Origin of the sequence: Bacillus sp. R86525, from assembly GCF_042466195.1 — a bacterium.
GTDB classification, from domain to species: domain Bacteria; phylum Bacillota; class Bacilli; order Bacillales; family Bacillaceae_G; genus Bacillus_A; species Bacillus_A nitratireducens.
In genome coordinates, this window is the sequence record NZ_JAXHPX010000007.1 from 1110035 (window position 1) to 1123882 (window position 13848).

A 13848-nucleotide genomic window follows, 5' to 3' on the forward strand; every position below is an offset into this window, starting at 1 on the left:
GCATTAATATTTTAGTATATGGATATTGCATCGTAGCTTGCATCATATTGTCACCCCTTAATCTGTCTTGTATAATGGATAGGTTAAGGGGTGATTTCGTGTTACAACCGAAGACGCGTTGGAAAGAAAAAGAATATAATGACGAACGAGTGAGTGAATTAGCAAGTAAGTTGCAATTATCACCTCTTGTTGTTTCGTTATTCCTCGGTAGAGGATTAGATACAGAAGATAAGATTTTAGATTTTTTAAATACAGAAAATCAAGAATTTCACGATCCATTTTTATTAGAAGGAATGGATAGAACGGTAGAACGTGTAAATAAGGCGATTCAAAATGGAGAGCAAATATTAATATTTGGTGATTACGATGCGGACGGAGTAAGTAGTACGACTGTCTTATATCTTGCGCTTCAAGAATTAGGTGCAGATGTAGAATTTTATATTCCAAACCGTTTTACAGAAGGGTATGGACCAAACGAAGAAGCGTTTCGTTGGGCGCATAGCGCTGGGTTCTCACTAATTATTACCGTAGATACTGGTATTGCAGCGGTACATGAAGCGAAGGTAGCGAAGGACCTTGGAATAGATCTTATTATTACAGATCACCATGAGCCACCGCCGGAATTACCAGAAGCACTTGCGATTATTCATCCGAAATTAGAAGGCGGTGTTTATCCGTTTCACTATTTAGCGGGTGTTGGTGTTGCGTTTAAAGTTGCACATGCACTTTTAGGGCGCGTTCCAGAACATTTATTGGAAATCGCAGTAATCGGTACAGTAGCTGATTTAGTATCGCTACATGGTGAAAACAGATTGTTAGTACAGCGCGGGCTTAAACATATGCGTATGACAAGAAATATTGGTTTGAAAGCTTTATTTAAAGTTGCTAACGTTTCGCAAAGTGAAATTACAGAAGAAAGTATTGGCTTCTCGATTGCACCGCGTATTAATGCGGTTGGACGTTTAGAAGATGCAACACCTGCTGTTCATTTATTATTATCAGACGATCCGGAAGAAGCGAAAGAGCTAGCTGAAGAAATTGATGAGCTGAACAAACTGCGAAAAGATATTGTAAAGCAAATTACAGAAGAAGCTATCGCTGAAGTGGAAAATAATTTCCCGCCAGAAGACAATAAAGTACTAGTACTGGCGAAAGAAGGATGGAATCCAGGTGTAATTGGAATTGTCGCATCTAAATTAGTTGAACGTTTTTATCGTCCAACGATTGTATTATGCATTGATCCTGTAAAAAAAACAGCAAAAGGTTCAGCACGTAGTATTGCAGGATTTGATTTGTTTGCAAATTTGTCAGATTGTAGAGAGTTATTGCCACACTTCGGAGGGCATCCGATGGCAGCGGGAATGACGCTACATATGAATGATGTAGATGAATTACGCCGCCGTTTAAACGAACAAGCAGAGGTAATTTTAACAGAAGAAGATTTTATTCCAATTACAGCTGTTGATGTTTTTTGTAAAGTGGAGGATGTAACACTGGCAGCAATTGAAGACATGCAAAAGTTAGCGCCATTTGGTGTTGGAAATCCAAAACCACGTATTGCAGTGAAGGATGCAGAGCTAGAAAGTATTCGTGCAATCGGATCGGATGGATCTCATTTAAAAATGGCGCTTCGTGATGGACAAGCAACTCTGGATACAATTGGATTTGGATTTGGTGCTTATGCGAAAGAAATCTCTCCAGTTGCAAAAGTTTCTGTAATAGGAGAAGCATCCATTAATGAATGGAATAATTTTAAGAAGCCGCAATTAATGGTACAAGATATTGCTGTAGAGGCGTGGCAGTTATTTGATTGGCGTAGTATGCGTAATGTAGAAGCGAATGTAGCAGAACTTCCTACAGAAAAAATAACAATGGTGTATTTTTCTGAAGAGGTAATGAATAAATTTTCTTTAGAAGACTATAAAGAGCATATCGTGCATGCATCAGATGTAACGCATTTGGATGACCAATACATTGTGTTACTCGATTTACCGAAAGGAACAGATGAATTGCGCGATTTATTTAAAGTCGGGTTCCCATCTCGAATTTATACGCTATTTTATCAAGAGAACAACCATTTATTTAGTACAGTCCCAACGCGGGAACACTTTAAATGGTACTACTCTTTCTTGAACCAAAAAGCACCATTTTCTTTAAAACAATATGGGGAACAACTATGTCGTCATAAAGGTTGGTCAAAAGACACAGTAAATTTCATGACACAGGTGTTTTTTGAGTTAGAATTTGTTACAATAAAAGACGGTGTCATTTTTATGGCTGAACAAAAACAAAAGCGTGATTTAATTGAATCGAACACATATCGTGAGAAAATGAACCACTTACAATTAGAAAAAGAATTGGTTTATAGCACATATCAGCAACTATATACGTGGTTTGAAACGATTCGTAATCATAAAGAAGTAGAACAGTTAGGGTAAAGGATTTGTATTTACAAACCTTTAAATCTGAGGAGGATTCAGAAATATGGATTTCAAGCAACATATCGCAATTGTACCGGATTATCCAAAAGAAGGTATTGTGTTTAAAGATATTACACCTTTAATGAACGACGGCAAAGCATACAAAGCAGCAACAGACGCAATCGTTGAGTATGCGAAAAAAAGAGATATTGACGTTGTAGTAGGACCAGAAGCACGTGGCTTTATTATCGGTTGTCCGGTTTCTTATGCATTAGAAGTAGGTTTTGCACCAGTTCGTAAATTAGGAAAATTGCCACGTGAAGTAATTACAGTTGACTACGGCAAAGAATATGGTACAGATGTTTTAACAATCCATAAAGATGCAATTAAACCAGGTCAACGCGTATTAATTACAGATGATCTATTAGCTACAGGCGGAACAATTGAAGCGACAATTAAGTTAGTTGAAGAACTTGGCGGAGTTGTAGCAGGAATTGCATTCTTAGTAGAGCTTACTTACTTAGATGGTCGTAAAATGTTAGATGGTTACGATGTATTAGTATTAGAAAAATACTAATCACTATATAGGTAAAACTACGGTGATAAAAAGTACCCGTGAATCTCTTGGAGAGGAGCGGGTACTTTTGTATAATTGAACAAAAAAATAAGGTGAAATGTCAGTAAAATCTTTTCCTTTTCACAATTCACAATCATTGGGTTATAATGATAGAATATAATTTATTCTATTTAATAAAGACAAAGTCAATTTTCAATAAAAGGTGATTCGATGGCAAATGAGCAAGTACTAACAGCTGAACAGGTACTCGAGAAAGCAAGTCAATATTTAGCGGATGAAGATATTGAGCTAGTAGCACGTGCTTATGAATATGCACGCGATGCACATAGCGAACAATATAGAAAATCGGGTGAACCATATATTATTCACCCAATTCAAGTAGCAGGTATTTTAGTTGATTTACACATGGATCCAGCTACAGTATCGGCAGGTTTCTTGCATGATGTAGTAGAAGATACAGAGATTACATTAGAAGATATTGAACGAGAATTTAATAAAGAAATCGCTATGCTTGTCGATGGTGTTACGAAGCTCGGAAAGATTAAATATAAATCTCATGAGCAGCAACAAGCAGAAAACCATCGCAAAATGTTTATCGCAATGGCTCAAGATATTCGAGTTATTTTAATTAAACTAGCTGATCGTCTTCATAACATGCGTACATTGAAACATTTGCCTCAAGAGAAGCAGCGTCGCATTGCGAATGAAACGTTAGAAATCTTTGCACCTTTAGCACATAGACTCGGAATTAGTACTATTAAATGGGAGTTAGAGGATACGTCACTTCGCTATTTAAACCCGCAGCAATATTATCGTATTGTGAATTTAATGAAGCGTAAACGTGCAGAGCGTGAAGAATATTTAGATGAAGTAATGACTGGCATTCGCGAGAAATTAAAAGAGGTTTCAATTCAACCTGAGATTTCTGGAAGACCAAAACATATTTACAGTATTTATCGTAAAATGGCATTGCAAAATAAACAATTCAATGAAATTTACGATTTACTAGCCGTACGTGTCGTTGTGAATAGTATTAAAGATTGCTATGCGGTGCTTGGAATTATTCATACGTGCTGGAAACCAATGCCAGGTCGTTTTAAAGATTATATTGCAATGCCGAAAGCGAATTTATATCAATCTCTTCATACGACTGTAATTGGACCAAAAGGTGACCCACTAGAAGTGCAAATTCGTACGAAAGAAATGCATGAGATTGCAGAATTCGGAATCGCGGCACACTGGGCGTATAAAGAAGGAAAAGCAGCAGAAACAACAGGTACATTAGAGAAGAAACTAACTTGGTTCCGTCAAATATTAGAATGGCAAAATGAAGCTTCTAATGCAGAAGAATTTATGGAGTCATTAAAAATTGATTTATTCTCTGACATGGTATTCGTCTTTACACCAAAAGGCGATGTAATGGAATTACCACTTGGCTCTGTTCCAATTGATTTTTCGTATCGTGTCCATTCGGAAATTGGAAACAAGACAATTGGTGCAAAAGTAAATGGGAAAATGGTGACGCTTGATTATAAGTTGAAAACTGGTGACATCATTGAAATTTTAACATCAAAACATTCGTATGGTCCAAGTCAAGATTGGGTAAAGCTTGCTCAAACATCTCATGCGAAAAATAAAATACGTCAATTCTTTAAGAAACAACGTAGAGATGAAAATATTGAAAAAGGCCGTGAGCTTGTTGAAAAAGAAGTGCGTGGCTTAGAGTATGAGATGAAAGAAGTATTAGCGCTTGATAATTTAAAACGTGTTGCTGAGAAGTTCAACTTTGCAAATGAAGAAGATATGTTTGCAGCAGTTGGATATAACGGAATTACAGCAGCGCAAATTGTTACACGACTAACGGACAAGTTCCGTAAACAACGTGAAGAAGAAGACATCGTTGAAGTTAAAGAAGTTCGTAAACCGATGAAAATTCGAAAATGGGATTCTGGTGTAAAGGTAAGCGGTGCTGATAATTTACTAATTCGTTTATCAAAATGCTGTAACCCAGTTCCGGGTGATGATATCGTTGGGTATATTACGAAAGGCCGAGGTGTATCGATTCATCGTCGTGATTGTGTCAATGTGCATACAGAAGAAGCTGTAGAGCGTTTACTAGAAGTAGAGTGGGAAGGTAGCCCTGAAAAAGAAATTGAATACAATGTTGATATTGAAATTTCAGGCTATGATCGCCGTGGTTTATTGAATGAAGTATTGCAAGCTGTTACAGAAACGAAAACGTATATCTCAGCTGTTTCTGGTAGAAGTGATCGTAATAAGATGGCAACGATTAACATGTCGATTTCTATTCGAAACTTACAGCACTTGAAAAAAGTAGTGGAGCGCATTAAACGTGTTCCAGAAATTTATGCAGTACGACGCATGATGCATTAATAGGGAGTGTAGAAAAGATGAGAGTTGTTTTACAACGATCAAAAGAAGCGTCTGTCACAGTAGATGGTGAGATCGTAGGACAAATTCCGTTCGGTTTAACATTACTAGTTGGTATTACGCATGAAGATACAGAAAAAGATGCAACTTACATTGCGGAAAAAATTGCAAACTTACGTATTTTTGAAGATGAGAGCGGAAAGATGAACCATTCTGTACTTGATGTAGAAGGACAAGTTCTATCAATTTCGCAATTCACATTATACGGAGATTGCCGTAAGGGAAGACGTCCAAACTTTATGGATGCTGCCAAACCTGACTATGCAGAGCGTTTATATGATTTCTTTAATGAGGAAGTTCGTAAGCAAGGATTGCATGTAGAAACAGGGAAGTTCGGAGCAATGATGGATGTTTCTTTAATCAATGATGGTCCGGTGACCTTAATTGTGGATAGTAAATAGTGTTGCTTAAGAAGAGGGGATTATATAATCCTCTCTTTTTTATACATTGTTGTATGTTTTGTTCATTTATCCCGCTATTTGTGGGAGTAAGACTCTCACCTCAAAATTCGGCGACTGCGAGTCGGACGAATAGTCAGTGGAGATGGACAAAACCCACTGATTAAAGTTTCACTTTAATTGGAATCAATAGCTGTTTCAGTTATGTATAACTCTCTAATCAATATGGAACAATAACAAGTAAAACATCCATATTGAATGTGAGGGATATAAGTATGCGTATGAATGAAAAAGGGCATTCTGTTACAAATGGTGCAAATCAACTGTTTAACGTGAATTTTCATGATTTTATTTCAAAAGAGCAAAACAATACTTCAATGGAGCTTGCTTCAGAGTTCGGAATTTCACTGCAAGATGTAAAGCGCCTAAAGAAGCAAATTGAGCGCTCTTAGAGCACTTGACAATCCTACTCAACAAACGTATAGTAATTTTATATTTACATATGAATATAGCCGTTGATAGAGAAGAGTAAATGAGATACACATGGAAAGAGAAGAAATGTCCTAGGCTGAAAACATTTCTACATGATGACTGATTGAATGACACTCTGTAGGTTTCAACTTGAAAGGCTTATACGCCTAGTAGAGATGAACGCACATTTAAGCGTTATTAAAAAAGTGGAAGCATACGTGCTTCAATTAGGGTGGCACCACGGGTATAATACTCTCGTCCCTACTGTTCAAACAGTAGAGGCGGGAGTTTTTTTATTTTTATTAAGATTAAAACAATTTGAGGAGGAACTGAATATGTCTATTCAAATCCCACGCGGAACGCAAGATATTCTTCCAGGTAGTGTAGAGTTATGGCAGTATATCGAAGGGCAAGCGCGCGAAATTTGCCGTCGTTACAATTATAAAGAAATTCGTACACCAATTTTTGAACACACAGAGCTATTTTTACGCGGTGTTGGTGATACGACAGATATCGTACAAAAAGAAATGTACTCATTCCAAGACCGTGGAGAGCGTAGTTTAACATTACGTCCAGAAGGTACGGCACCTGTTGTACGTTCTTACGTTGAAAACAAAATGTTCGGTGATGCAACACAACCAACGAAATTATACTATATCGGTCAAATGTTCCGTTATGAAAGACCACAAGCAGGTCGCTATCGTCAATTCGTACAATTCGGTATTGAAGCAATCGGTAGTAACGATCCTGCAATTGATGCAGAAGTAATTGCACTTGCTGTAGAGTTTTACCGCGGCATGGGCTTAAAAAATATTAAAGTTGTATTAAACAGCTTAGGTGATGCAGCGAGCCGTCAAGCGCACCGCGATGCATTAATTGCACACTTTGAGCCGCGCATCGGAGAATTCTGCTCTGATTGCCAATCTCGCTTAGAAAAAAATCCTCTTCGTATTTTAGACTGTAAGAAGGACCGTAATCATGAACTAATGAGTACAGCACCATCTATTACAGAATACTTAAACGAAGATTCAGCAGTATACTACGACAAGGTTCAAGAGCTATTAACGATGATGGATGTTCCATTTGAAAAAGATCCGAACTTAGTACGTGGTTTAGACTACTATCAACACACTGTTTTTGAAATTATGAGTGAGGCAGAAGGTTTCGGTGCTATCACAACATTAAGTGGCGGTGGTCGTTATAACGGACTTGTACAAGAAATCGGTGGACCGGAAATGCCTGGTATCGGTTTTGCGATGAGTATTGAACGTTTAATTATGGCGCTGAAAGCTGAAAACATTGAATTGCCAATTGAGCATAGTATCGATTGTTACGTTGTAGCGCTTGGTGAAAAAGCGAAAGACCATGCTGCGAAAATTGCGTTTGATCTTCGTAAAGCTGGATTGTCAGTTGAAAAAGATTATTTAGATCGCAAAATGAAAGCACAATTTAAATCAGCGGATCGTTTAAATGCGAAATACGTAGCTGTATTAGGGGAAGATGAGCTAGATAAAGGCATCATTAACTTGAAAGATATGGCAACAGGTGGACAAGAAGAAGTAGCGTTAGATGTATTCGCTTCATACGTAGCAGAGAAATTAATATAGGGGGAACTTACAGTGGCTGAAAGAACACATGCATGTGGAAAAGTAACGGTAGAAGCTGTTGGACAAACAGTTCAATTAAAAGGTTGGGTACAAAAACGTCGTGACTTAGGTGGATTAATCTTTATCGACTTACGTGACCGTACAGGTATCGTACAAGTTGTATTTAACCCAGAAACATCAAAAGAAGCGCTAGAAGTAGCAGAAACAATTCGTAGCGAATACGTATTGCACGTAGAAGGTACAGTTGTTGAACGTGGTGAAGGTGCAATTAATGACAATATGGCAACTGGTCGTATTGAAGTACAAGCAACGAAAGTAAACGTATTAAATGCAGCGAAAACAACGCCAATTATTATTTCTGACGACACAGATGCATCAGAAGATGTGCGTTTAAAATATCGTTACTTAGACTTACGTCGTCCTGTAATGTTCAACACATTTAAAATGCGTCACGACGTAACAAAAACAATTCGTAACTTCTTAGATACAGAAGAATTCTTAGAAGTTGAAACACCAATTTTAACGAAGAGCACACCAGAAGGAGCTCGTGACTATTTAGTACCAAGTCGTGTGCATGATGGTGAATTCTATGCATTACCGCAGTCTCCGCAGCTATTTAAACAGCTTCTTATGGTCGGCGGATTTGAGCGTTACTATCAAGTAGCACGTTGTTTCCGTGACGAAGATTTACGTGCGGATCGTCAACCAGAATTTACACAAATCGATATCGAGGCATCATTCTTAACACAAGATGAAATTTTAGAAATGATGGAGCGTATGATGACGAAAGTCATGAAAGATGCGAAAGGTGTAGAAGTTAGTGCACCATTCCCTCGTATGAAATATGCTGATGCAATGGCTCGCTACGGTTCTGATAAGCCAGATACACGCTTTGAAATGGAACTAACAGACCTATCTGAATTTGCAGCAGGTTGTGGTTTCAAAGTATTTACAAGTGCTGTAGAAAACGGCGGACAAGTAAAAGCAATTAATGCAAAAGGTGCTGCGAGCAAATACTCTCGTAAAGATATCGATGCATTAACTGAATTCGTGAAAGTATATGGTGCAAAAGGTCTAGCTTGGCTTAAAGTGGAAGAGGACGGCTTAAAAGGACCGATCGCGAAATTCTTCGGTGAAGAAGATGCAAACGTGTTAATGACTACATTAGAAGCTACTGCTGGCGACTTATTACTATTCGTAGCAGATAAGAAAAGCGTTGTTGCAGATAGCTTAGGTGCACTTCGTTTACGTCTAGGTAAAGAGCTTGAGTTAATTGACGAAAGTAAATTTAACTTCCTATGGGTAACTGATTGGCCACTTCTTGAGTACGATGAAGATGCAGATCGTTACTTCGCAGCTCACCACCCATTCACAATGCCGTTCCGTGAAGATGTTGAGCTATTAGAAACAGCACCAGAAAAAGCACGCGCACAAGCATATGACCTTGTATTAAACGGTTATGAGCTTGGTGGTGGATCACTTCGTATTTACGAGCGTGACGTACAAGAAAAAATGTTCAAAGCACTTGGATTCTCACAAGAAGAAGCACAAGAGCAATTCGGATTCTTATTAGAAGCATTCGAATACGGTACACCACCACACGGCGGAATTGCATTAGGTTTAGACCGTCTTGTTATGTTACTTGCAGGTCGTACGAACCTTCGTGATACAATTGCATTCCCGAAAACAGCAAGCGCAAGCTGCTTATTAACAGAAGCGCCAAGCCCAGTTGCAGGAGCTCAGCTTGAAGAGCTAAGCTTAAAATTGAGCTTGAAAGAAGAGAAGTAAGAATAGAGTCTAGATGGTTATACTATAGCCGTCTAGGCTTTTTTTGAGGGGAAGTTTAAAAAGTCTGGTTCAGATAACTGTCGCATCTCATCGTTACGTATGCTAGTCCGGTGCTCGAGTAGTACTCCTACACTGCGCTCCTCCTAGCATACGTGCCTCGATCTGCTCGGCCATCTGAGTCCTCCTTTTTAAACGTGTATTTAGGAAAAAATAAAAGCCGGTTTACACTATGTTTTTATTCTCGAAATATGTATTTTTAGGAATTCTATAACTTTTTCTATACAAATAGTCGGAAAAACGCTAGAATACATGGTAGACCATTTTTGTAATAGGAGTGTAGAGCTGAATGTTACATCAATTTTCACGTAATGAATTAGCCTTTGGAAAAGAAGGCCTTGAAATATTAAAAAATAGTACAGTTGGTATTTTAGGAATTGGCGGCGTAGGATCATTTTCGGCAGAAGCGTTAGCACGTTCTGGCGTAGGACGTCTTGTATTAGTTGACAAAGATGTTGTAGATATTACAAACGTAAACCGTCAAATTCACGCTTTAGTATCTACTGTAGGACGTTCAAAAGTAGAATTAATGAAAGAGCGTATTGCAGACATTAATCCAGAGTGTGAAGTAATTGGACTAGAAATGTTTTATACTGATGAAACATATGAAGAGTTCTTCAAACATGGATTGGATTTCGTAGTAGATGCATCTGATACGATTACGTTCAAAATTCATTTAATTAAACAATGTTTACGTCGTAAAATCAAAATTATCTCATGTATGGGTGCGGCAAATAAAATGGACCCAACTCGTTTCCGTATTGCGGACATTTCTAAAACACATACAGATCCAATTGCGAAAGTAATTCGTACGAAGCTTCGTAAAGATGGTATTAAAAAAGGTGTAAAAGTTGTCTTCTCTGACGAAAACCCAATCGTAATTCGTGAAGAAGTACGTAAAGAAATCGTACCAGACGAAAATGCAAAAATTCGTAAAGCGAAATTACCACCTTCATCAAATGCATTCGTACCATCTGTGGCAGGTTTAATTATGGCAAGTCACGTTGTACGTGAACGTATTAAAAACGTTGAAGTGAAGCGTGTAGGGCAAGAATAAAAGGAAAGCATATATCCATTTCGGATATATGCTTTTTTATATGTATTAAAGAAATATGGATATTTGCATTACTACTAGTTCAAATGTAAGCAAGGCTAGTAAGTAATGATCATATTTATCTGATTTATAGGCGGATGTCTTTTTTAAGCTGTGAATGGTGAAAAGAGCTAAAGTTAGGACGAGAAGGCCAAGAGTTATTTTGAAGATTATTAATGAAATGATTACCAGCTCTTTTTGATAATAATTATTAGGTTTATAATAACATTACAGTTAAGATTATCCAATTAATTATTATGAAAAACTCCCCACCTTTTTATTTTTGGTGGGGAGTTTTTTAATTCTCTGCTGAATATATAATATCTAAATTACCATTTTGATCCGTCTTGAAAATCGGAGCAATTTGCTCCTCCTGCTCTTCAACTGAAACGAGTTTTCGAGCACGATCCATAATTCTGACAAGCATTGCGTAATCTTCTTCAATAGCTTGTTGTTTTTTTGTAAGTACAGCTAATTTTGTTTCAAGTTCATCGTTTGTTTTTTGCAGGGAAGTGAGCTGAGCTTGTAATACGTCATTTTCGGTTTGTAACTTTGCGAGTGAAGGATTATTGTGCTCTAAGTTTTGCAAAAATGAGATGACGTTTTGTATTGTAAGACCTTGTTTATGTGGCGTAATATCTTCTGAAAACTCGGCATCGATTACGAGCTGCCGAGTTTTTGTGAAATGCTCTTTTTCTATTTTAGCTTCGGAACGTTTTAATTCTTTACGTTGTTTTTTTGCAAGCTGCACCGCATCTTCGTAATTCGGTCTGACTTCAGCGTTCCATCTAAATCCACAAGCTGCGGAAGTACGGTTTAATGTATCGCCAACTTCATCGAACGCTTTTATTTGTGTGCTTCCGCCGCGAATATGTCGTAAAACAGTTTCTGCTAAAAGGAGATCGTCTTCTTTTGTCCATGCATCTTGACGTGTTTTCATAAGCGAAGCCTCCATAATGGTGACGTTTTCGTTTATGTTACCCTTTATTTTTCGTTTTATTCGAACTTTGTAATCTTTCATACACAGTAGAAAGTGCTTGCTCAAATTTCCCTGTCGTTTTCGGTTTATAATATTGCTTGTTTTTTATTTTATCAGGTAAGTATTGTTGTTGTACCCAGCCATTTGGATGGTCGTGTGGATATAAGTATCCAATGCCTCGACCTAACGATTCAGCCCCTTTATAGTGACTATCTTTTAAATGACTTGGAATATCGCCTGTTTGTCCGTTACGTAAATCGTGTAATGCGGCATCAAGTGCTTTATAAGCTGAATTTGATTTCGGTGATAGGCAAAGTTCAATAACAGCATTTGCAAGCGGTATGCGTGCTTCTGGGAATCCAACTCGTTCAGCTGATTCAATGGCTGCTAGTGTACGTGGCCCAGCTTGCGGGCTAGCAAGTCCGATATCTTCATATGCCATAATAAGAAGGCGTCTACCAATACTTTGTAAATCACCTGCTTCAATAAGGCGTGCTAAATAATGAAGTGCTGCGTTTACATCACTTCCGCGCACAGATTTTTGAAATGCTGATAATACGTCATAATGAGCATCTCCACCTTTGTCGTGAACGAAGCTCTTTTTTTGTAAACATTCTTCTGCGATTTCTAGCGTAATTTCCGCGGCTTTGTCGTCAGTTGTAAAGCTAGATAAAACAGCTAATTCAAGTGCATTATAAGCTGAACGCATATCTCCGCCTGACGCATTCGCAAAGTGATGTAATGCTTCATCCGTAACAGTTACATCATATTCCCCGAGCCCCTTTTCTTTATCTTCAAGAGCTCGTTTTAAACCAATTAAAATATCATCTTCTGTTAATGCGTGTAATTCGAAGATTTGACAACGACTTCGAATAGCAGAGTTAATAGCATGGAACGGATTGCTTGTCGTTGCACCAATTAAAGTAAGAAGCCCGCTTTCTAAATGGGGTAATAGAAAGTCTTGTTTCGCTTTATCTAGTCTATGAACTTCATCTAAAATTAAAACGAGGTGTCGATGCATCTTCGCTTCTTGTACGACAACTTCCATATCTTTTTTATTATGCGTAACAGCGTTTAAGAGGCGAAACGGGGTTCCAGTACTTCCTGCAATTGCGCTAGCGATTGATGTTTTACCTGTGCCTGGAGGACCGTATAAAATCATAGATTGAAAATGATTTGCTTGGACCATTCGCCATAAAATTTTTCCTTCACCAACTAAATGTTGTTGTCCGATAATTTCTTGAATATTTGTAGGGCGCATTCGATGTGCGAGAGGTTGTTTCATTTAGACCGTCTCCCTTAATATATAATCTCATTCTATCGTATCATTTTTTTTAATGGAATTTGAAATAGGATGCTGTTTTGTGGGAAAAATGAATATGAATATTTTCATTTTTCTTTCAATTGTAATAATTTCCGAGTTTTTCAATGTGATTTTATGTTATCATTTTGATACACAAGTTGAAATTTCTTATAATACTATATTATGCTATAATTTCATAGGATTTTAAATTGTGTTCTTTTATAAATAAGATATAACCAATAGAAGTGAAAATTTGAAATGAGGTGCAAATAGATGAAGATTTCAACGAAAGGCCGCTACGGCTTAACAATTATGATCGATCTTGCAAAAAAGTTTGGTGAAGGTCCAATTTCATTAAAATCAATCGCGCAGGCACATGACTTATCTGAACATTACTTAGAGCAATTAATTTCACCACTTCGTAACGCTCGTCTTGTAAAGAGTACGCGCGGGGCATATGGCGGATATGTATTATCTGATCAGCCAGTCAACATTACAGCTGGAGATGTAATCCGTGTACTAGAGGGTCCAATTAGTGTTGTAGAGATGATAGAAGAAGAAGAACCAGCGCAACGCCAATTATGGATGCGTGTTCGTGATGCGGTGCAAGAAGTGTTAGATAGTACAACTTTAGAAGATTTAGTACGTTATGAGGAAGAAAATCACGGGGGCTATATGTTTTACATTTAATTCCTTGTGAAACG

At 37.7% G+C, this 13848-nt stretch carries 11 protein-coding genes and 1 other annotated feature; of the genes, 9 read left to right on the plus strand and 2 right to left on the minus strand.

The features are described from left to right. The first annotated feature begins 98 nt into the window (after nucleotides 1-98). From recJ to SJY24_RS08270, 8 genes are all read left to right on the plus strand, one after another. Nucleotides 99-2438, plus strand: coding sequence for a single-stranded-DNA-specific exonuclease RecJ (recJ, locus tag SJY24_RS08235; RefSeq protein WP_377864365.1), 2340 nt, complete (start codon nucleotides 99-101; stop codon nucleotides 2436-2438). A 46-nt stretch (nucleotides 2439-2484) separates the two neighbouring features. Beyond that, on the plus strand, nucleotides 2485-2997 hold the full coding sequence (locus tag SJY24_RS08240; protein ID WP_000346222.1) for an adenine phosphoribosyltransferase: 513 nt from the start codon (nucleotides 2485-2487) through the stop codon (nucleotides 2995-2997). A 210-nt stretch (nucleotides 2998-3207) separates the two neighbouring features. Then, nucleotides 3208-5391: a GTP diphosphokinase gene (gene relA / locus SJY24_RS08245; protein ID WP_377864366.1), complete on the plus strand. Its 2184-nt coding sequence runs from the start codon at nucleotides 3208-3210 to the stop codon at nucleotides 5389-5391. Between the two features lie 17 nt (nucleotides 5392-5408). Beyond that, a complete protein-coding gene (locus SJY24_RS08250) occupies nucleotides 5409-5849 on the plus strand; it encodes a D-tyrosyl-tRNA(Tyr) deacylase (protein ID WP_001266955.1) in 441 nt (146 codons plus the stop codon). A 272-nt stretch (nucleotides 5850-6121) separates the two neighbouring features. Then, a complete protein-coding gene (locus SJY24_RS08255; protein ID WP_001242605.1) occupies nucleotides 6122-6298 on the plus strand; it encodes a hypothetical protein in 177 nt (58 codons plus the stop codon). 54 nt (nucleotides 6299-6352) lie between these two features. Beyond that, nucleotides 6353-6583 (plus strand) — a binding site (T-box leader). A 69-nt stretch (nucleotides 6584-6652) separates the two neighbouring features. Beyond that, entirely contained in the window at nucleotides 6653-7924 is a 1272-nt protein-coding gene (gene hisS / locus SJY24_RS08260; protein ID WP_000027074.1) for a histidine--tRNA ligase, read from the plus strand. A 12-nt stretch (nucleotides 7925-7936) separates the two neighbouring features. Further along, nucleotides 7937-9712: an aspartate--tRNA ligase gene (gene aspS / locus SJY24_RS08265; RefSeq protein ID WP_377864367.1), complete on the plus strand. Its 1776-nt coding sequence runs from the start codon at nucleotides 7937-7939 to the stop codon at nucleotides 9710-9712. A 346-nt stretch (nucleotides 9713-10058) separates the two neighbouring features. Next, nucleotides 10059-10826 carry a tRNA threonylcarbamoyladenosine dehydratase gene (locus SJY24_RS08270; protein WP_000903181.1) on the plus strand — a complete coding sequence of 256 codons (768 nt, stop codon included), beginning with the start codon at nucleotides 10059-10061 and terminating at the stop codon, nucleotides 10824-10826. A 334-nt stretch (nucleotides 10827-11160) separates the two neighbouring features. Here SJY24_RS08270 and SJY24_RS08275 read toward each other — a convergent pair whose 3' ends face one another. Together SJY24_RS08275 and SJY24_RS08280 are read right to left on the minus strand one after the other, a co-directional pair. After that, a complete protein-coding gene (locus tag SJY24_RS08275) occupies nucleotides 11161-11802 on the minus strand; it encodes an RsfA family transcriptional regulator (protein ID WP_377864368.1) in 642 nt (213 codons plus the stop codon). A 37-nt stretch (nucleotides 11803-11839) separates the two neighbouring features. Beyond that, nucleotides 11840-13126: a replication-associated recombination protein A gene (locus SJY24_RS08280; RefSeq protein WP_100061175.1), complete on the minus strand. Its 1287-nt coding sequence runs from the start codon at nucleotides 13124-13126 to the stop codon at nucleotides 11840-11842. A gap of 291 nt (nucleotides 13127-13417) precedes the next feature. Here SJY24_RS08280 and cymR point away from each other — a divergent pair, with 291 nt between their 5' ends. Further along, nucleotides 13418-13834, plus strand: coding sequence for a cysteine metabolism transcriptional regulator CymR (gene cymR, locus SJY24_RS08285; RefSeq protein WP_000704117.1), 417 nt, complete (start codon nucleotides 13418-13420; stop codon nucleotides 13832-13834). Nucleotides 13835-13848: the final 14 nt, after the last annotated feature.